The organism is Pollutimonas sp. M17 (genome assembly GCF_025836975.1).
Lineage (GTDB): Bacteria > Pseudomonadota > Gammaproteobacteria > Burkholderiales > Burkholderiaceae_B.
The window spans coordinates 2,278,327-2,296,609 of record NZ_CP107548.1; the positions used below are offsets into that span (position 1 = coordinate 2,278,327).

General features: G+C 64.1%; 19 protein-coding genes. 4 read left to right on the forward strand and 15 right to left on the reverse strand.

Translation table 11 applies throughout. The annotated features are described in order from the left end of the window. Positions 1 to 31 precede the first annotated feature (31 nt). Positions 32 to 856, forward strand: a complete 825-nt coding sequence (queF, locus tag OEG81_RS10790; protein WP_264129243.1) for an NADPH-dependent 7-cyano-7-deazaguanine reductase QueF — start codon at positions 32 to 34, stop codon at positions 854 to 856. Between the two features lie 30 nt (positions 857 to 886). On the opposite strand, the gene OEG81_RS10795 is transcribed toward queF, so the two are convergent. From OEG81_RS10795 to paaA, 14 genes are all read right to left on the reverse strand, one after another. Next, on the reverse strand, positions 887 to 2,194 hold the full coding sequence (locus OEG81_RS10795; protein WP_264129244.1) for an MFS transporter: 1,308 nt from the start codon (positions 2,192 to 2,194) through the stop codon (positions 887 to 889). A 22-nt stretch (positions 2,195 to 2,216) separates the two neighbouring features. Next, positions 2,217 to 2,795, reverse strand: a complete 579-nt coding sequence (gene pgsA / locus OEG81_RS10800) for a CDP-diacylglycerol--glycerol-3-phosphate 3-phosphatidyltransferase (protein WP_264129245.1) — start codon at positions 2,793 to 2,795, stop codon at positions 2,217 to 2,219. A gap of 15 nt (positions 2,796 to 2,810) precedes the next feature. Then, complete coding sequence (gene uvrC, locus OEG81_RS10805; protein ID WP_264132569.1) at positions 2,811 to 4,634, reverse strand: excinuclease ABC subunit UvrC; 1,824 nt, start codon at positions 4,632 to 4,634, stop codon at positions 2,811 to 2,813. Beyond that, positions 4,597 to 5,655 (reverse strand): beta-N-acetylhexosaminidase, encoded by a 1,059-nt coding sequence (gene nagZ / locus OEG81_RS10810; RefSeq protein WP_412034059.1) that lies wholly within the window; start codon positions 5,653 to 5,655, stop codon positions 4,597 to 4,599. The genes uvrC and nagZ overlap by 38 nt, the downstream gene beginning before the upstream one ends. 14 nt (positions 5,656 to 5,669) lie before the next feature. After that, on the reverse strand, positions 5,670 to 6,104 hold the full coding sequence (acpS, locus tag OEG81_RS10815) for a holo-ACP synthase (RefSeq protein WP_264129247.1): 435 nt from the start codon (positions 6,102 to 6,104) through the stop codon (positions 5,670 to 5,672). Positions 6,105 to 6,201: 97 nt separating this feature from the next. Further along, the gene (gene paaK / locus OEG81_RS10820; RefSeq protein WP_264129248.1) at positions 6,202 to 7,518 is read right to left on the reverse strand and encodes a phenylacetate--CoA ligase PaaK; all 1,317 of its coding nucleotides are present in this window, start codon (positions 7,516 to 7,518) and stop codon (positions 6,202 to 6,204) included. 88 nt (positions 7,519 to 7,606) lie between these two features. Then, positions 7,607 to 8,080: a hydroxyphenylacetyl-CoA thioesterase PaaI gene (gene paaI / locus OEG81_RS10825; RefSeq protein ID WP_412034060.1), complete on the reverse strand. Its 474-nt coding sequence runs from the start codon at positions 8,078 to 8,080 to the stop codon at positions 7,607 to 7,609. After that, the gene (paaG, locus tag OEG81_RS10830; protein ID WP_264129249.1) at positions 8,077 to 8,865 is read right to left on the reverse strand and encodes a 2-(1,2-epoxy-1,2-dihydrophenyl)acetyl-CoA isomerase PaaG; all 789 of its coding nucleotides are present in this window, start codon (positions 8,863 to 8,865) and stop codon (positions 8,077 to 8,079) included. The genes paaI and paaG overlap by 4 nt, the downstream gene beginning before the upstream one ends. A gap of 19 nt (positions 8,866 to 8,884) precedes the next feature. Then, complete coding sequence (gene paaN / locus OEG81_RS10835) at positions 8,885 to 10,549, reverse strand: phenylacetic acid degradation protein PaaN (RefSeq protein WP_264129250.1); 1,665 nt, start codon at positions 10,547 to 10,549, stop codon at positions 8,885 to 8,887. Between the two features lie 97 nt (positions 10,550 to 10,646). Next, positions 10,647 to 11,729, reverse strand: coding sequence for a 1,2-phenylacetyl-CoA epoxidase subunit PaaE (gene paaE / locus OEG81_RS10840; protein WP_264129251.1), 1,083 nt, complete (start codon positions 11,727 to 11,729; stop codon positions 10,647 to 10,649). Between the two features lie 6 nt (positions 11,730 to 11,735). Beyond that, positions 11,736 to 12,206, reverse strand: coding sequence for a 1,2-phenylacetyl-CoA epoxidase subunit PaaD (paaD, locus tag OEG81_RS10845; RefSeq protein WP_264132572.1), 471 nt, complete (start codon positions 12,204 to 12,206; stop codon positions 11,736 to 11,738). Positions 12,207 to 12,241: 35 nt separating this feature from the next. Beyond that, the gene (paaC, locus tag OEG81_RS10850; protein ID WP_264129252.1) at positions 12,242 to 13,006 is read right to left on the reverse strand and encodes a 1,2-phenylacetyl-CoA epoxidase subunit PaaC; all 765 of its coding nucleotides are present in this window, start codon (positions 13,004 to 13,006) and stop codon (positions 12,242 to 12,244) included. Between the two features lie 8 nt (positions 13,007 to 13,014). Continuing rightward, a complete protein-coding gene (gene paaB / locus OEG81_RS10855; protein ID WP_264129253.1) occupies positions 13,015 to 13,302 on the reverse strand; it encodes a 1,2-phenylacetyl-CoA epoxidase subunit PaaB in 288 nt (95 codons plus the stop codon). Between the two features lie 90 nt (positions 13,303 to 13,392). Continuing rightward, positions 13,393 to 14,382: a 1,2-phenylacetyl-CoA epoxidase subunit PaaA gene (paaA, locus tag OEG81_RS10860; RefSeq protein WP_264129254.1), complete on the reverse strand. Its 990-nt coding sequence runs from the start codon at positions 14,380 to 14,382 to the stop codon at positions 13,393 to 13,395. 142 nt (positions 14,383 to 14,524) lie between these two features. Between paaA and paaX the strand changes: the two genes are divergently transcribed. Beyond that, a complete protein-coding gene (gene paaX / locus OEG81_RS10865; protein ID WP_264129255.1) occupies positions 14,525 to 15,478 on the forward strand; it encodes a phenylacetic acid degradation operon negative regulatory protein PaaX in 954 nt (317 codons plus the stop codon). A 51-nt stretch (positions 15,479 to 15,529) separates the two neighbouring features. Here the strand turns inward: paaX and orn are convergent, their stop codons facing one another. Then, positions 15,530 to 16,075, reverse strand: a complete 546-nt coding sequence (gene orn / locus OEG81_RS10870) for an oligoribonuclease (protein ID WP_264129256.1) — start codon at positions 16,073 to 16,075, stop codon at positions 15,530 to 15,532. A 46-nt stretch (positions 16,076 to 16,121) separates the two neighbouring features. Here orn and OEG81_RS10875 point away from each other — a divergent pair, with 46 nt between their 5' ends. Continuing rightward, entirely contained in the window at positions 16,122 to 17,366 is a 1,245-nt protein-coding gene (locus OEG81_RS10875; protein ID WP_264129257.1) for a M48 family metallopeptidase, read from the forward strand. Next, complete coding sequence (gene rsgA / locus OEG81_RS10880; protein WP_264129258.1) at positions 17,359 to 18,264, forward strand: ribosome small subunit-dependent GTPase A; 906 nt, start codon at positions 17,359 to 17,361, stop codon at positions 18,262 to 18,264. Before OEG81_RS10875 ends, rsgA begins: the two co-directional genes overlap by 8 nt. Positions 18,265 to 18,283: the final 19 nt, after the last annotated feature.

The window sequence follows — 18,283 nt, forward strand, 5'->3', positions numbered from 1 at the left end:
CGCTTTTTCGGCCGCCCCTCATCGTTTCGCAATGCCAGATCCCTCTTTGATCCAGGCCCCCCTGGGCCAGGACGTCAGCTATCCCGACCGCTACGACCCGAAGCTTTTGTTTCCGATCGATCGCGCCGCCAACCGCCAGTCGCTGCGGATTCCCGGCCCCTGGTTCGGCGCGGATATCTGGAATGCCTACGAAGTCTCGTGGCTGAACAAGAAAGGCAAGCCCGCCGTCGCCCTGGCCCGCTTCGTCGTGCCGCATGACAGTCCCATGCTGATCGAATCGAAGTCATTCAAGCTTTATCTGAACTCGTTCAGCGAAGAGCGTTTCGATCATGCTCAGGCCGTACGCGAGATCATGGTCGGCGATCTGAGCCGGGCCGCGGGCGCGCCGGTGCAGGTCGAACTGGCTGAATTGAGCCAGACCGCTGCTGTGCCCTGCCATCCTCTGGAAGGCGTCAACATCGACGGCGCCGACATTGAAATCACTGCCTACGAGCCGGCGCCGGGATTGCTGCGCTGCTTGCCAGGCGGGGAAGTCACCAGCGAAACGCTGGTGTCGGATCTACTGAAATCCAATTGTCCGGTAACCGGCCAGCCCGACTGGGGCAGCGTACAGGTCCGCTATACCGGCCCGCGCATCGATCACGAGTCCCTGCTGGCCTATATCGTTTCCCTGCGCCGGCACACCGAATTCCACGAGCACTGCGTGGAAAAGATGTATTGCGACATCTGGCATGCCTGCCAGCCGCAATCCCTGCTGGTATATGCCCGCTATACGCGACGCGGCGGGCTGGACATCAACCCCTGGCGCAGCAGCGGCCCGGCGCAAGTCAGCCTGGACCGCAACCCAAGGCAGTAGACCGGCGGAAGATACGAGCGCGTGTGCGCATCAAGCGCGCGCGGTGGCGGCGGCGTGAGCAATGCTGCGGCCGGCCGCCTTGGCAACCATCACGGCCAGCACCGCCGCCACCACGAAGCCCGTGGCGGCTCCGAACCACGGCCCCTGGCTGAAACCGGCGTCCAGCATCAGGCCGAAGCCCACCGGCGCCAGCGACGAGCCTACGTCCATGCCGGAATACACCAGGCCATAGACAGTCCCCGTGGCGCCCTTGGGCGTGACCCGCCGTATGAGCATGTCGCGCGAGGGGGCAGAAACGCCCGAGCAGAAACCCGCCATGGCCACCAACACCATGGCGAAGGACGAGGGGACCGAGCCCATGGCCAGCACGACCAGCAGGCCTCCGGCCAGCAGCAGCGAAATGGCCACGGTGCGTTCCGTATTGGGCGTGGCGCCCACCAGGAAGCCGCCCGCCAGCATGCCCGCGGCCGCGGCGATCATATAGGCGGACAAGGTGGTGCCTGCCATGACCTTGTCGATGCCGTAGACATCGCCCAGCATGGGTATGGTGTAGTTCTGTACGGCCGACAGAGCCATGGACGTAAAGGCGAAGAACAGGAAAGCGCCCCACAGCGCCGGCTGCACCAGCAAGGTGGCCAGGGTCCGGCCCACGGTTTGCTGCGCCAGATCGGGCGCGGCGTCGCCCGCCGAGGGGTCGGCAGCCACGGCCTGCTCGAGTTCGACCGCCGCGTTGCGGCCGGCCAGCAGATCGCGCCCCAGCCAGGTCAGCAGCAGGACGAAAGCGACCAGGGCCGCCGCCGCGAAGGCGGCCACCCGCCAATTCGACACATAGATGATGCCGGCCATGAAAACCGGGGTCAGGGCCCAGCCCAGGTTCCCGGTCAGGCCGTGCGTGCTGAAGGCGTGGCCCAGCCGACGCTGGCTGACGCGATGATTGATGATGGAGTAGTCCACGGGATGGAAGACCGAGTTTCCAAGCCCGCCGATGACGGCCGCCAGGACCAGCATGGCGTATCCGTTGGAGGCCGCGATGAGGATGCCCGAGACGACGAAGCTGGCCAGGCCGAAGCGCAGCACCGGCGCCGGGCCGATGCGGTCGACCACGAACCCGGACGAAGCCTGCCCCAGGCAGGACACCAGGAAGAACACCGAGGCCAGCATGCCCAGCTTGACGAAATCGTAGCCATACTCGTGCGCCAGCGACAAATACAGCGTGGGAAAGACCAGCTGGAAGAAGTGGGACGAGGCGTGCGCCGAGGCGATCAGGCCGATGATGGTCCAATCGCGGCGCTTAAGGGCCGGCGTATCCGGAATTTGAGCGAGGCTTGCGGCGGTCATTGCGTGTTCTGTTGAAAAAAGCTCAGCGCCGGTCGGAGCGGTCGCGGATTTCAGGCCATGCGCGGCGCAGGTAATAGCACATGGACCATACCGTCAGGATGGCGGCGATGACGATCAGTATCTGACCGATGAGTTCCAGGGATATGCCATGGAAGGGCCTCCAGTACAGCAGGCAGGGAATCGCGACCATCTGGGCGGCGGTCTTGAATTTGCCCAGCCAATGCACCGCCACGCTGCCGCTGGCGCCGATTTTGGCCATCCATTCGCGCAGGGCCGAAATGGTGATCTCACGCCCGATGATGATCAGGGCGATGAAGGAGTCGACCCGGTTCAGATCCAGCAATATCAGCAGGGCCGCGCAGACCATGAGCTTGTCGGCGACCGGATCCAGGAAGGCGCCGAAGGACGAGGTCTGGTTCCAGCGGCGGGCCAGCCAGCCATCGAACCAATCGGTCAGGGCGGCCACGATGAAGGCCAGCGCGGCCACGGTGTCGCGCAGCGGCACCGAGATCCAGTCGGCCGGGATGTAGAACAGCGCCACGATCAGGGGGATCATGGCGATGCGCAGCCAGGTCAGGGCGATGGGTAGATTCATGGGCATAAGATGAATACTACCTTATCGGAGGGCCTGATAGATGCGTTCGGCCAATTCGTCGGAAATCCCTTCCACGGACCGCAGGTCGTCGACGCTGGCGTCGACCACGCCGGAGAACCCGCCAAAGCGCGCCAGCAGCTTCTGACGCCGCCGCGCGCCTATGCCCTCGATCTCTTCCAGGCGCGATACATTGCGCGCCTTGGCCCGTTGCGCGCGCATGCCCGTAATGGCGAAACGGTGCGCCTCGTCGCGAATCTGCGCCACCAGCATCAAAGCCGCGGACTCGATGCCCAGGGCCACCGGGGCGCGGCCATCGACGAATACCAGCGTTTCCAGGCCCACCTTGCGGCCTTCCCCCTTGGCCACCCCGACGATGGTCTGCGTGTCCAGGCCCAGTTCCACGAAAACCTGCCGGGCGATCTCCACCTGCCCCTTTCCGCCGTCGATCAGCACCACATTGGGCATCTGGGCCTGCCCGTCCGCCACCCGGCTGAAACGGCGCGTCAGCACCTGGCGCATGGCGGCGTAATCGTCGCCCGGCGTAATGCCGGCGATGTTGTACCGGCGATACAGGGACGGCTGCATGGCATGGTGCTGATACACCACGCAAGACGCTTGCGTAGCCTCGCCGGCGGTATGGCTGATGTCGAAGCACTCGATATGCAGGGCGTCCAGGGCCGCCTCGTCGGTGTCCAGTTCCAGCACGGTGGCCAGGGCCAGGCTGCGCGCCGCACGGGCGCTGGACTCGGTCAGCAGGCGAGCCAGCGCGAGCTCCGCGTTCTTCACCGCCTGCTCCAGCCAGGCCTTGCGCATGCCCTGGGGCTTGACCAGTATCCGGGCCTTGACGCCCGTCTGCTCGGCCAGCAGCCCCATCAGGTCGGGGTCGGGCAGCGCGTGCGAACAGACCAGCACCGGCGGCATGCCGCTATCCATGTAGTGCTGCGCCACGAAAGCCGCCAGCACCTCGCCCGGGCTGTCGTCATGGGTATGGGTCGGAAAGAAGGGCTTGTCGCCCAGGTGCCGGCCGCCGCGCACCATGGCCAGGTTGACGCAGATGCGCCCGCCCGCCGAGGCGATGGCGATCACGTCCACATCGTCGTTGCCGACTTTTTCCATGGACTGCTGCTGCAGCACCTTGGCCAGCGCGCCCATCTGGTCGCGCAGCAACGCGGCGCGCTCGAACTCCAGCGCTTCGGACGCTTCGTGCATGCGCTTCTCGATGTCGCGCAACACCTTGCTGGCGCGGCCGTCCAGGAACTGCACGGCGCGCTCGACGTCGGCGCGATAGGCCTCGTCGGAGATCAGATCTACACAGGGCGCCGAACAACGCCCTATCTGATGCAGCAGGCAGGGTCTGGAGCGGTTGGCGTAGACGCTGTCCTCGCAGGTGCGCAGGCGGAACACGCGTTGCAGTATCTGTATGGTTTCGCGCACGGCCCAGGCATTGGGATAGGGCCCGAAATACCGGCCGTTGCCGCTGGTGCTGCCGCGATAATAGGCGATGCGCGGTATGTCGTGGCCGCTGAACATCAGGTAGGGATACGACTTGTCATCCCTGAAAAGAATGTTGTAACGCGGCTTCAAGCGCTTGATAAGGTTGTTTTCAAGCAGCAGCGCCTCGGCCTCGGAGCGCGTGACGGTGACCTCCAGCCGCACGACCCGCGCCACCATATGGGTGATGCGCGGGCTGCTAAGCGTCTTCTGGAAATACGAATTCACGCGCTTCTTCAGGTCGCGCGCCTTTCCTACGTACAATACCTCGCCCTGTGCATCGATATGGCGATACACGCCGGGCAGATGCGGCAGGTCAGCCAGAAACGATTTGAGATTGAAGTCGTCGGGCATATTGATAACGTTCATCGGCCTGCAAGGCGTCCCAGTCCAGGGCCGGGATGCACGGGGTCAGGCGGCGTATGCGCTGGATCGAAGCGGGGCTGTGCTCCACCTGTAGGCGGGCCAGGAGGTCGTCGGCCAGGTCGGGGCGGTTGCACACAAGCACCATGTCGCAGCCCGCCCCCAGGGCGGCCTGGGCGCGGGCCAGGATGTCGCCGGCCACCGTCGCGCCTTCCATGGTCAGGTCGTCGGAAAAGACCACGCCATCGTAAGCCAGGTCCTGGCGCAACACCTTCTGTATCCAATGCGCGGAAAAGCCGGCGGGATGAGGGTCGACCTTGGGATAGATGACGTGGGCCGGCATGACCGAGGGCAGGACCATGTCGCCCAGCCAGCCGTAGGGCGCCGCGTCTTTCTGCATGATCTGCTCGAAGTCGCGCTCGTCGACGGGAATCTCGTGGTGCGAATCGGCTTCGACCGCGCCATGGCCGGGAAAGTGCTTGCCGCAGGCGGCCATGCCCGCCAGCGCCAGGCCCTGTATCAGGGCGCGCGCCAGCATGGCCACGACGCGGGGATCGCGGTGGAAGGAGCGGTTGCCGATGACTTTGCTGACCCCGTAGTCCAGATCCAGCACAGGGGTGAAGCTCAGGTCCACGCCGCAGGCGCGCAGCTCGGCGCCCAGCACATAGCCCGTTTCCGACGCCAGGCGCATGGCGGCCAGCGAATCCTGCGACCAGAGCTCGCCGAACACGCTCATGGCGGGAATGGACGTGAAGCCGTCGGTCCGGAAACGCTGCACCCGCCCTCCTTCGTGGTCCACCGCGATGAGCAAGGGCTCGTCGCGCTCGTCGTGTATGGCCTGGCACAAGGCGGCCAGCTGTTCGCGATGATCGAAGTTGCGGGCGAAGAGTATCACCCCGCCCACCAGCGGATCGCGCAGGCGGGCACGCTCGTGCGCCGTCAGCACGGTTCCTTCGACATCCACCATGACCGGGCCGGGAGGCAGAGTCGCGCGCGTATTCTTGGCTACCATAATGCGTCTTCCATTTAATCCTTGATTTCGGGCTTGCGGGCTTCGACCACGACAAAGGCCGCGACCATATCGCTCTCATCCGTAATTGAAACATGCGCCGCGCCGAAGCGGCAGCCGTACCAGCTTGCCAGGGGCTCGGACAGGCGCACGCAGGGCTTGCCGCTGGCTTCGTTAAGGGTTTGCATCCGCGACCAGGTCATGGGGCTGTGCATGCCCAGGCCTATGGCCTTGGAAAAGGCCTCTTTGGCGGCAAAGCGCGAGGCCAGGAAGCGCAGGCCTCGCTGCGGATCGCGCTGATAGCGAATATTGAATTTTTCTATTTCCTGCGGACCGAGTATCCGGCGCGCGAAACGCTCGCCGTGACGGGCGAATACGCGCTCGATGCGCTCCAGGCGCAACAAGTCGACTCCGATTCCGGCCACGGCGGCCCCGACAGCATGCGTATTCATCCATACGTCCGTTAACGTTTGCGAACCTTGAATGATACCTTCTTGGGAAGTTGGGCGCGGCAAGGCGCCGGCGCAACGCCGGCCCCGAAACAGCGGCCTATCTGGGCCGCTTGTCGATGACCCGCCTGGCCTTGCCCGTCAGCGTGCGTTCGACCAGCCCGGCCGTCTGCACCGTGACGCGCGCCGACACGCCGATATAGGTCTTGACCGCATGCTTGAGCTTGCCCGCCAGCTGGTCGCGCTCGGAAACGCTGAGGTGGTCGAACTCGGGACGCACTTCCGTCAGGATTTCCAGCTCGTCCAGGTTGCCGCTGCGCGTCAGCACCAGTTGATACTGCGCCGCCAGCTCGGGCATCTTCAGCACGACTTCCTCGACCTGGGTCGGGAACAGATTGACGCCGCGCACGATCAGCATGTCGTCGCTGCGGCCCGTGATCTTGTCGATGCGGCGCATGCTGCGCGACGTGGGCGGCAGCAGCCGCGTCAGGTCGCGTGTACGGTAGCGTATCACCGGCATGGCTTCCTTGGTCAGCGAGGTGAAGACCAACTCGCCCTCTTCGCCGTCGGGGACGACCTCGCCGGTATCCGGATTGATGATCTCGGGATAGAAATGGTCTTCCCACACCACCGGGCCGTCCTTGGATTCGACGCACTCCATGGCCACGCCCGGGCCCATGACTTCCGACAGGCCGTAGATGTCCAGCGCATCGATGCCCGCGCGCTGCTCGATGTCCTTGCGCATCTGGCCCGTCCAGGGCTCCGCGCCGAAGATGCCGATGCGCAGGGAACTGTCGCGCGGGTCCATGCCCTGGCGCTCCATTTCCTCCAGGATATTGCAGAAGTAGGAAGGCGTGACCAGGATGATGTCCGGCTTGAAGTCCTGGATCAATTGCACCTGTTTCTCGGTCTGGCCGCCGGACATCGGCACCACCGAGCAGCCCAGCTTTTCCGCCCCGTAATGCGCGCCCAGCCCGCCCGTGAACAGGCCGTAGCCGTAGGCCACGTGGGCGATGTCGCCGGGACGGCCGCCGGCCGCCCAGATCGAGCGGGCCACGAGATCGGCCCAGTTATCGATGTCTTTCGCGGTATAGCCGACCACGGTGGGCTTGCCGGTGGTGCCGCTGGATGCGTGGATGCGGGACACCTTCTCGCGCGGAACCGCGAACATATTGAACGGGTAGTTGTCGCGCAGGTCCTGCTTGGTCGTGAATGGAAAACGCGAGATATCCGACAGCTGCTTCAAATCGTCGGGATGCACCCCCGCCTTGTCGAACGCGGCCCGGTAAGGGGGCACGTTGTCGTAGGCATGCCTGAGCGACCATTTCAGGCGTTCGAGCTGCAGGCTTTGCAATTCATCCCGGCTGGCATGCTCGATGGCATCGCGCCCGGCATTCGACGATTTCGACTCAGACATTCTTTACTCCTACCCTATACCTGCGTTTCATATGAATGCGGGAGCCCGCGTCTGAAAAGCCGGGCATCCCGCTGGATTCCTTCAATGGCTATCCGCCAACCACCTGGCCTTTGATGCGATACGAGCGCCCGCGGAAAATCGCGATGCGCTTGCCGTCCTGGTTGGTGACCTGCACGTCGTAGACGCCCGTGCGCCCGGCCAGCGAATATTCCGTGGCCTGCGCGGTCAGCACATCGCCCTCGAAGCCGGGAGCCAGATAATCGATGGTGCAGCCCGACGCCACCGTTGCCGCATTGCGCGAGTTGCACGCAAACGCAAAAGTGCTGTCCGCCAGGGCGAAAATGAAGCCGCCATGGCAGGTCTTGTGGCCGTTGAGCATGTCGGCCCGCACCGTCATGGCCATGCTCGCCGTGCCCGGCCCCACCGAAACGACGCGCGCTCCCAGTGCCTGGGAGGCGGCATCGCCGTCGTACATGGTTCTGGCCGTCAGTTCGGCCAGGGCCTGCGGATCTTCGGGCAGGGCCGCGTCTTGCGTGGAAGTAGGCGCCAGGGAACTCATCATTTCCCCTTGAATGCCGGCTGGCGCTTGCCCAGGAAGGCGGCCACGCCTTCGGCGTAATCGTGGCTGGCGCCCAGTTCGCGCATCAGGTCGCGTTCCAGGTCCAGCTGCTCGTCCAGGCTGTTGGCCAGACTCCGGTTCAGCGCCCGCTTGGTATAGGCCAGGCCCTTGGTGGGCGCATCGGCGAAATGCCGGGCCAACTCGTCCAGGCGCGCCTCGAAGGCATCGTCGGGCACGCATTGCCAGATCAGGCCCCACTGCTCGGCCTTTTCGGCGCTGAGCTTGTCGCCCAGCATGGACAGCCCCATGGCGCGGGCCTGGCCCACCAGGCGCGGCAGGACATAGGTGCCGCCCGTGTCGGGCAGGAGCCCGAGGCGGCAGAAAGGTTGGATGAAGCTGGCCGACTGCTTGGCGATGACGATGTCGCCGGCCAGGGCCAGATTGGCGCCGGCGCCGGCCGCCACGCCGTTGACGCCGACCACGACAGGCATGGGCAAAGCGCGCAGGCGGCGCACCAGCGGCGCATAGTATTTTTCGATGGTGGAACCTAGGTCTATCGGCGCCGAGCCTGCGCTCATTTCCCGTTCGGACAGATCCTGGCCCGCGCAGAAGCCGCGTCCATTTCCCGTCAGCACCAGCACGCGCGCCTGGCCGCTCTCGACCTTTGTCAGGGCGTCTGCCAATTCACCGTGCATCGCCGCGGTGAAGCTGTTCAGCTTGTCGGGGCGATTGAAGGTGATGCGTGCGATGCCGCCGTCCAGGTCAAAGACAATGTTCTCGTAGCTCATGAAGTCTCCAGTCTTGTTTTTATGCGTGCCAGCGCGTTTGCACCACGCGGAAGCGATTGGCCACATAGGCCGTGTCCGACAGGGCCGCATTGGCGGCCGGATTGGCGCCGGTGCCATGGAAATCGCTGAACGCCGCCGTCTGGTTCACGAAGACGCCGCCGGTCAGATTCAGCGACAGCGACACTCCCGCGCGCTCGGCCGCCTTCTCCACTTCCCGCGCCACGGCATCGTCGATGGTGTAGGCGGCCAGGGTCAGGGCGCCATGCTCGACGACCGTATCCCGCGCCAGCTTGATGCTGTCATCGGTGGAGTCGGTCGCCACCACGAACACGATGGGACCGAACCATTCGCGCATGATGACCGCATCGGCGGCGTCCGCCTTCAGCAGCAAGGGTGTCGCGATGCGGGCACCCTGGAACTGGGGATGTTCGATGGCCTGGCTGTCGCACAGCACGGACAGCCCCAGCGCACGCGCCTCACCAATGCGCTGCACAACGCCCGTATTCTGTATCGCCCCGGTGATCTCCACCGCGCGCGCCGGATCCGACACCAGTTTCTCCACGGCCTGCGCAAGGCCCGCCGCCACATCGTCGAAACTCATATGGCCATCGGCGGTCTTGATGCCTTCACGCGGCACATAGATGTTCTGCGGCGCCGTGCACATCTGCCCGGAATACAGCGCAAACGAAAACGCCAGGTTGCGCGCCACGCTCTTGAAATCGTCGACCGAATCGATGATGACCTGATTCACGCCGGCCTTTTCCGTGTACACCTGTGCCTGCCGCGCGTTCTGCTCCAGCCAGTTGCCGTTGGCGCTGCTGCCGGTGAAGTCGATCAGCTTGACCGCCGGATCCAGGGCCAGTTGCTGGGCCGTATCGTCCCCCGCGAGGTGGGCCGCCAGCAGCACCACGTTGGGATCGAAGCCGGCTTCGGCCAGGACCTCGCGCGCGATCTTCACGGTGATGGCCAGCGGCAGGATGACGCTGGGGTGCGGCTTGACGATCAGGGTGTTGCCCGTTGCCAGGCTGGCGAACATGCCCGGATAGCCGTTCCAGGTCGGAAAGGTGGAGCAGCCTATGAGCAGGCTGATGCCGCGCGGCACGACCGTGAAGCGCTTCTGCATTTTGATGGGATCGTGCTTGCCTTGCGGCTTCTCCCAGGAGACCAGCCCCGGGATGCGGGCCATTTCCTGCCAAGCATAGGCCACGGCCTCCAGGCCGCGATCCTGCGCGTGCGGTCCGCCCGCCTGAAAGGCCATCATGAAACCCTGTCCGGTGGTGTGCTGCACCGCGTAGGCCATTTCGAAGCTGCGCTGGTTGACGCGCTTCAGGATTTCCAGCGACACGCCCACCCAGGCTTGCGGCCCGGCCGCGCGCCATGACTCCAGCGCCCGCTGCGACTGCTCGATCAACGCAGGAACGGACAGCCGGGGATATCGAATGCCGAGCTCGAAGCCGTAAGGCGACACCTCGCCGTCCACGCTGCCCTGCGCCCCGTCCAGGGCCAGCGGAAAATCCTTGCCCTTGTAGCCCTCGAAGGCGGCGCGGCCCTCGTCGTTGGCCGTCTCGCCGTAGACCCGGGGGCTGGGTGATTCGGAAAAAGGGCTCCAGTAGCCGCGCGTGGCGGCCGCCGCAACGGCCTGCTCCAGGACATCCTGATGAGCCTTGAAAAAATCGGTCGACACGGTGTTCACTCCTGTTGGCCGGCCGCCGCATGGCTGCGATGGCCGATATGATTGCATGGGCGGTATGCGCCGCCGGCGCCCCGCCCTCGTATGAAAATCAGGTTTCCTGGTCGAAATCGATCACCAGCTTATCCGTAACCGGAAAACTCTGGCAACTGAGCACGAAGCCGCGCGCGACTTCGTAGTCCTCGAGCGCAAAGTTCGCATCCATGTCGACCTCGCCTTCGATCACTTTGCAGCGGCAGGTCGAACAGACCCCGCCCTTGCAGGAATACGGCAGCTCCACGCCCTGGGCCAGCGCGGAATCGAGCACGCTGTCCTTGTTCTTCTCTATGGTCAGTGTCCGGGTCAGTCCGTCCTGAACGACGGTCAGCTCGCACTGCTCGCGACCGGGCGCCTTGCGGGCCTCGTGTCCGGTGCGCAGGACCCGCGGCCCCTTGGGCGATCCGAACAGCTCGAACTTGATCTGCGACTTGTCCAGGCCCTTGTCCCGCAATGCCTGCGTCACGGATTCCGTCATGTCTTGCGGGCCGCACACGAAGGCATAGTCGATTTGCGAAGGCGGCATCCACAGGTTCAGCAGCTGCTCGACCTTGGGGCCGTCCAGGCGGCCGTTGAACAGGTCGATGTCCTGGTGCTCGCGGCTCATGACATAGACCAGCGAAAAGCGCTCCATGTAGCGGTTCTTCAGGTCTTCGATCTCTTCGCGGAACAGCACCGCCGACGAGGCCCGGTTGCCGAAAAACAGGGTGAAGCTGCTGCCCGGCTCGGTGTCGAGCGCGGTCTTGACCAGCGACAGGATGGGGGTGATGCCGCTGCCCACCGCGAACGCGGCATAGCGGCGGGCATGTTCGGGCGAGAACTCCACCGTGAAATGCCCGTCCGGCGGCATCACGTCCAGCGCCTGGCCGGCCGCCAGATGCTCGTTGGCCCAGCCCGAGAAGGCGCCGTCGTTCAAACGCTTGATCGCCACCCTCAGCAGCCTGTCGCCCGGCGCCGCGCAGATCGAATAGGAACGGCGCAGCTCCTCGCCGTCCAACTGGGTGCGCAAGGTCAGGTACTGGCCGGGCCGGAATGCGAAGGTATCACTCAACTCGGGGGGAACGTCGAAGGTCACGACCACCGCGTCCCGCGTATTCTTGGCCACCGAGGCCACTTTCAATGAATAGAACTGACTCATGGGAAACTAATGGGCCTTGAAGTAATCGAAGGGTTCGCCGCAATCCATGCAGCGATACAGGGCTTTGCAGGCCGTCGAGCCGAAATGGCTGACCAGGCGCGTATGCGCCGACCCGCACAGGGGGCAAGGCACGACCACATCGCTCGCGCGCCGGGTGATGCCCGAGATGTCGATGGCTTTTTCCCCCGGCGGCGCAATGCCGTAGCCTTGCAGCGCCTGGCGCCCCTTCTCGCTCATCCAGTCGGTCGTCCAGGCCGGCGACAGGCGCGTTTCGATGCGCAGCTGCTCGATGCCCTGCGCCAGCAATGCGTCGCGTATTCCCGACGAGATCTCCTGCATGGCCGGGCAGCCCGAATACGTGGGCGTGATCGTCACCACGCAGGTGGTGCCGTCCCAGGACACGTCGCGGATCAGGCCCAGGTCGACCACCGACAGCACGGGAATCTCCGGGTCGGGTACGGCGGCCAGCCACTGCATGACCTGCCGGGCCGGAACCGGGGCGACGGCGGTATTCACCAGGAAGCTCCGGGATAGGCGCGCTGCAGATGCTGCATCTCGGCCAGGATGTAGCCCAGGGCTTCGGTGTGGCGGCCGTGTATGCCGCCACGATAGGCCAGGTGATTGGCGCCATCGGGATCGGGCATGGCCAGCGTGGCCTCGTCCAGCGTGGCTTTTACATGGCCCAGCCAGTCGGCCCACAAGCTGCTGTGTGGCGCTATGACTTTGCGCTGCGCCAGGTCCAGGCTGATTTCGTCATCGACGAAGAGTTCACCCACGAAGCGCCAGGCATCGTCGACCGCCGCCTGCATCCGCGCATGGCTTTCGGCCGTGCCGTCGCCCAGTCGCACGATGATGTCCGAGGATCGCCTGACATGGTAGCTGACTTCCTTGATGGATTTCTCGGCGATGGCCGCCACGCGCTCATCCGATGAACTACAGAGTTCCTTGAGCAGGAAGTAGTGCCACACGTCGAAGAAAAACTGGCGCGCGATGGTGTCGCCGTAATGGCCGTTGTCGCGCTCGACCAGCAGGTAATTGCGGTATTCCGGCGCGTCGCGCAGGTAGGCAAGCTGGTCTTCGTCGCGCTCCCGACCCTCGACCTCGCCCGCCAAGGTCAGCCACAGGCGGGCCTGGCCCAGCAGATCGAGCGCCACGTTGGTCATGGCCAGGTCTTCTTCCAGCGCGGGGCCGTGGCCGGTCCATTCGGAAACGCGGTGCGAAAGAATCAGGGTGGTGTCGCCCAGGCGCAGCAAATATTGAAACAAGGCGTGGTCCATGGGGCCTCCTACATGTGCTTGACTTCTTCGGGCATGGGGAAGAAGGTGGGATGGCGGTAGACCTTGTTGTTGGCCGGCTCGAACAACGGTTCCTTGTCGCCGGGGCTGCTGGCCACCACGTCGGCCGCCTTGACCACCCAGATGCTCAGGCCTTCATTGCGGCGCGTATAGACGTCGCGTGCGTTGTTGATCGCCATTTCGGCGTCCGATGCATGCAGGCTGCCCACGTGCTTGTGGGCCAGGCCATGCTGGCTGCGAATGAACACCTCCCAGAGAGGCCATCCGTTCTGGCTCATTTCCGTACCCCCGATAGCCGGCTTTCGCCGGCATTCAATCAAAGAAGGATGCGGCGCGGACGCCGTATCCCGATAAATCAAGAACAGCGTTCAGGCGACTTTCCTGGCGGCCTGCTTGCCGGCGTAGGCATTGAAGGCCTCGCGCACCCATGCGCCGTCCTCGTGCGCCTTGACGCGCGCCTGCAGGCGCTCGCGGTTGCAAGGGCCATGACCCTTGATGACGGCATAGAACTCGGACCAGTCGATTTCGCCGAAATCGTAGTGGCCCCGCTCCTCGTTCCACTTCAGGTCGGGATCGGGCACTTTCAGGCCCAGGTACTCGGCCTGCGGCACGGTCTGGTCCACCATCTTCTGGCGCAGCTCGTCGTTGGAAAACAGCTTGATGCGCCACTGCATGGACTGGGCGCTATTGGGCGAATCGGCATCGGACGGGCCGAACATCATCAGCGCCGGCCACCACCAGCGGTTGAAGGCTTCCTGGCACATGTCTTTTTGCGCCCGGGTGCCGTGCAGGCACATCTGTATGAGCAGGTCGTAGCCCTGGCGCTGGTGGAAGGATTCTTCCTTGCACACACGCACCATGGCGCGCGCGTAGGGCCCGTAGGAACAGCGGCACAGCGGGATCTGATTGATGATGGCCGAGCCGTCGACCAGCCAGCCTATCATGCCGATGTCGGCCCAGGTCAGCGTGGGGTAATTGAAGATGCTGGAATACTTGGCCTTGCCCGAATGCAGATCGTCGACCAGGTCGTCGCGCGAGACCCCCAGGGTTTCCGCCGCGCTGTACAGGTACAGGCCATGGCCCGCCTCGTCCTGCACCTTGGCCAGCAGGATGGCCTTGCGCTTGAGCGTGGGCGCACGGGTGATCCAGTTGCCCTCGGGCAGCATGCCCACGATTTCCGAATGCGCATGCTGAGAAATCTGGCGCACCAGGGTCTTGCGATAGGCCTCCGGCATCCATTCCTTGGGTTCGATCCGGACACCTTCGTCGATGCGTTCCTGAAAGACCCGTTCGGCCCCGGTCAGATCTTCCACCGATCGGACGCTTTTGACCCCGGTTTCAACGAGCTGGGCGTACATGGCGATCTCCTGTCTGTTTCATGCTCATGCGGCGATGTTTCATTATTTAATACAAAAATATTGATGTCAATCAAATTTTAGTATCAAATAGGGTTATCCCTCTTTCGTATAAGATGGCCTGTCCGCCAACACGATCGACGCCATGCCCGATACGCACAACACGCTGCAACGACTGGTTCACACCTTGCTTGAACACGATCCGCCCCGCGCCAAATCCTTGTGCGTCACCCTGCTGGGCGACGCCATCGAACCCCACGGCGGCAGCATCTGGCTGAGCGATCTGATCGAACTGGTCACCCCCTTGGGGATCAACGAACGCCTATTGCGCACCAGCGTATTCAGGCTGGTCGCCCAGGACTGGCTGCAGTCGGAGCGCCACGGGCGGCGCAGCCTGTACCGGCTCAGCGAACAGGGCCTGGAGCTGACCCGGCAGGCGTCGGAACGCATCTACGACGGCTCCCCGGCGGACTGGGCGGGCGACTGGACGTTGGTGATACTGCCGCGCTTCGGCAATGGCAGCCTGGCCAAGCGCGGCGAAGTCAGGCGCGAATTGATCTGGGCCGGCTTCGGCGCCATCGCGCCGGGCATTTTCGCCTTGCCGCGCAATCAGACCGCCGCCGTGCAAAAAGTGCTGAACAAGCTGAAACTGGCCGACCACGCCCTGGTGCTGAGCGCCCATGAAATGAACGAGGGGCACGGCCTGGTGATCAGCGCATTGATATCCCAATGCTGGGATATGGAGGGCGTCGCCGGGCAGTACCGGGACTTTTCCGCAACCTTCGGCCCCATCCAGGAAGCGGTCAACCGGCACATGCGGCCGTCCCAGGCCTTTGCGATACGCGCCCTGACCCTGCATGCATGGCGGCGCATCGTCCTGCACGACCCGCAACTGCCTCGGCAACTGCTGCCGGCGGACTGGCCGGGACACGCGGCGCGCCGCCTTTGCGGCAAGCTGTACTGGGCCGTGTTCGACCTGGCGGAAGAGCATCTGGAGCAGTTGCTGGGCCAGGACCCGATGCGCTATCAGGCCCTGAAGCCTTATGCACTGGAACGGTTCGGGGGGCGGGAAAACCAGGCCCAATCGCAAGCCGCATGAAGGCGGCGGCGATCCGCTTGCGGCTTGCCTGGCTGGCGCCGCATGCTGCGGCTACAGCTTGATGAAGTGCTCGCGGTAATGCTTCAGTTCTTCAATGGATTCGTAGATGTCGGCCAGCGCCTCATGCCGGCTTTTCTTCACAAAGCTCCTGTAGACTTCGGGCTTCCAGCGCAGGGACAGCTCTTTGAGCGTGCTGACGTCCAGATTGCGGTAATGGAAATAGGACTCCAGCCTGGGCATGTACTTCACCATGAAGCGGCGGTCCTGCCCGATGGTGTTGCCGCACATGGGCGACTTGCCCGCCGGAACATGCTGGGCCAGAAAGGCCAGCAACTGGTCCTCGGCCTGCTCTTCCGTAAGCGTCGACGCCCTGACCTTGTCGATCAGGCCGCTTTTGCCGTGCGTGGACTGGTTCCACTTGTCCATGGCGTCGAGCAGCGCATCGCTTTGGTGTATAACCAATACCGGGCCCTCGGCCACAAAAGTAAGGTCGGCCTCGGTAACGACCACCGCCACTTCGATGATGCGTTCTTTTTCCGGATCCAGCCCGGTCATTTCCATGTCGAGCCATACTAAACGCTGGTCATTCGCCGCCATATAATCCTTCCTTAAAACATAGATTTTCGCACACGGTCCGCCTCTTATGTTTACCTTGCTGTTCGTCGCCTTCCTGCTGACCGATATCCTGGCCCGGCTGTGGCTCGCATCGCGCCAGTTGCGCCACGTCCAAAAGCACCGGGACAGCGTCCCCGCCGAGTTCTCCGATCGCATCGGGCTGCACAGCCATCGGCGCGCGGCCGACTACACCATGGCCAAGATGCAATTCTCCATGGTGGAGCACGTTGTCGAGGCCGCCGTGCTCGTCGGCCTGACCTTGCTGGGCGGCCTGCAGTTCCTCGACATGCAGCTGGGCTTGCTCATCGAAAACGAAATGCTGCGCCAGCTGGCGCTGATCGGCGTCGTACTGGCCCTGATGGGGGTGGTCGGGCTCCCCTTTTCCGCCTGGCGCAAGTTCAGGCTGGAGGCCCGCTTCGGCTTCAACCGGGTCACGCCGCGCCTGTTCGCGATCGACACCCTCAAAACGCTTATCGTAACCCTGATACTGGGCACGCCGCTGGCGGCCAGCGTGTTGTGGATCATGGGCAATGCCGGCCCCAACTGGATCTGGTGGGCCTGGGGCACCTGGGTGCTGTTCAATTTCCTGATCCTGTGGCTGTTTCCCACCGTCATCGCCCCGCTGTTCAATAAATTCACGCCGCTGGACAACCCGGAAATGGCGGAGCGCATACATCAGTTGGCCAGGCGCTGCGGCTTTTCATTAAGCGGCCTGTTCGTCATGGACGGCTCCAGGCGCTCCGCGCACGGCAATGCCTATTTCACGGGCTTTGGCAAGGCGCGCCGCATCGTGTTCTTCGACACGCTGCTGAGCCGGCTGAACACGGATGAAATCGAAGCCGTCCTGGCGCACGAGCTGGGCCATTTCAAGCACAAGCATATCGTCAAGCGGATGTTCGTCAGCTTTGCCGTGGCGCTGGGCTTCTTCCTGCTGCTGGGCTGGCTGTCCACCCAGGTATGGTTCTATACAGGCCTGGGCGTGGTGCCGCAGCTTGGCCGGCCCAACGACGCGCTGGCGCTCATCCTGATCTTCCTGGCCGTTCCCGTGTTCACCTTCTGGCTGACGCCGCTGGCAAGCTGGCTGTCGCGCCGCGACGAATTCCAGGCCGACCGCTATGCGGCCCAGCAGTGCCCTCCGGACTGGCTGGTGTCGGCGCTGGTCAAGCTGTACGACGACAACGCCGCGACACTGACCCCCGATCCGGTGCACTCGGCGTTCTACGACAGCCATCCGCCCGCCGTGATACGCATACAAAACCTGAAGCATGGCTGATACCCCTGCCCTGCAGGGGCGCATCATCGCCGCTCATGGCCGCCACTACACGGTGGAGCTGCCCGACGGCCATATCCGCAAATGCTTCCCCCGTGGCAAGAAGGCCGGCGCCGCCGTGGGCGATTACGTCATCGTCAGTCCGCAAGGCCGCGACGAAGGGTCCATAGACCGCATCCTGGAGCGCCGCAACCTGCTCTACCGCTCGGACGACATGCGCACCAAGCAATTCGCCGCCAATGTGGATCAACTGCTTATCGTGGTGGCGCCCGAGCCCTCTTTTTCCGACGACCTGCTGGGCCGCGCCCTGGTGGCCGCGCAAAGCGCCGACATCGCGCCCATCGTCATCCTGAACAAGATCGACCTGCCGGCCGGCCTGCCCCAGGCCCGCGAGCGCCTGGCGAAGCTGGCCAGGACAGGCGTGCAAGTCATCGAGCTGAGCGCCCTGGCGCCGCAGGCCATGCGCGACACGCTGCTGCCCCTGCTGGAGGGCCGCTGCAGCCTGCTGCTGGGTCAAAGCGGCATGGGGAAATCGACCCTGCTCAATGCGCTGGTGCCGGAGGCCCGCGCCCACACGCAAGAGCACTCGCTGGCCCTGGGCACGGGCAAGCACACCACCACCAGCACACGCCTGTATCATCTGCCCGGCGGCTCGGGCGACGTCATCGACTCCCCGGGCTTCCAGGCCTTCGGCCTTTACCATCTGACAGCCAGCGACATCGAGCACGGCTTCCCGGAATTCCGGGAAGGCATACAACACTGCCGATTCTATAACTGCACGCATCGCCACGAGCCGGGCTGCGGCGTGCTGGCTGCTTTGGAACGCGGTGAAATCGCCATTGAGCGCCATGAGTTGTACAAGCGGATACTGGCCGAGAACGAGGCGCAGGGGCGATACTAGACATAATATTAATAGAAAA

Bases quoted from the DNA above. Each gene is read 5' to 3' on its own strand.
- paaE (WP_264129251.1), bottom strand. From the start codon at position 11,729: ATGAGTCAGTTCTATTCATTGAAAGTGGCCTCGGTGGCCAAGAATACG.
- paaK (WP_264129248.1), bottom strand. From the start codon at position 7,518: ATGTCTGAGTCGAAATCGTCGAATGCCGGGCGCGATGCCATCGAGCAT.
- pgsA (WP_264129245.1), bottom strand. From the start codon at position 2,795: ATGCCCATGAATCTACCCATCGCCCTGACCTGGCTGCGCATCGCCATG.
- paaA (WP_264129254.1), bottom strand. From the start codon at position 14,382: ATGTACGCCCAGCTCGTTGAAACCGGGGTCAAAAGCGTCCGATCGGTG.
- uvrC (WP_264132569.1), bottom strand. From the start codon at position 4,634: ATGCCCGACGACTTCAATCTCAAATCGTTTCTGGCTGACCTGCCGCAT.
- paaB (WP_264129253.1), bottom strand. From the start codon at position 13,302: ATGAGCCAGAACGGATGGCCTCTCTGGGAGGTGTTCATTCGCAGCCAG.
- paaI (WP_412034060.1), bottom strand. From the start codon at position 8,080: ATGATGAGTTCCCTGGCGCCTACTTCCACGCAAGACGCGGCCCTGCCC.
- nagZ (WP_412034059.1), bottom strand. From the start codon at position 5,655: ATGGTAGCCAAGAATACGCGCGCGACTCTGCCTCCCGGCCCGGTCATG.
- paaD (WP_264132572.1), bottom strand. From the start codon at position 12,206: ATGCAGTGGCTGGCCGCCGTACCCGACCCGGAGATTCCCGTGCTGTCG.
- OEG81_RS10875 (WP_264129257.1), top strand. From the start codon at position 16,122: ATGTTTACCTTGCTGTTCGTCGCCTTCCTGCTGACCGATATCCTGGCC.
- queF (WP_264129243.1), top strand. From the start codon at position 32: ATGCCAGATCCCTCTTTGATCCAGGCCCCCCTGGGCCAGGACGTCAGC.
- orn (WP_264129256.1), bottom strand. From the start codon at position 16,075: ATGGCGGCGAATGACCAGCGTTTAGTATGGCTCGACATGGAAATGACC.
- acpS (WP_264129247.1), bottom strand. From the start codon at position 6,104: ATGAATACGCATGCTGTCGGGGCCGCCGTGGCCGGAATCGGAGTCGAC.
- paaC (WP_264129252.1), bottom strand. From the start codon at position 13,006: ATGGACCACGCCTTGTTTCAATATTTGCTGCGCCTGGGCGACACCACC.
- paaG (WP_264129249.1), bottom strand. From the start codon at position 8,865: ATGAGCTACGAGAACATTGTCTTTGACCTGGACGGCGGCATCGCACGC.
- rsgA (WP_264129258.1), top strand. From the start codon at position 17,359: ATGGCTGATACCCCTGCCCTGCAGGGGCGCATCATCGCCGCTCATGGC.
- OEG81_RS10795 (WP_264129244.1), bottom strand. From the start codon at position 2,194: ATGACCGCCGCAAGCCTCGCTCAAATTCCGGATACGCCGGCCCTTAAG.
- paaX (WP_264129255.1), top strand. From the start codon at position 14,525: ATGCCCGATACGCACAACACGCTGCAACGACTGGTTCACACCTTGCTT.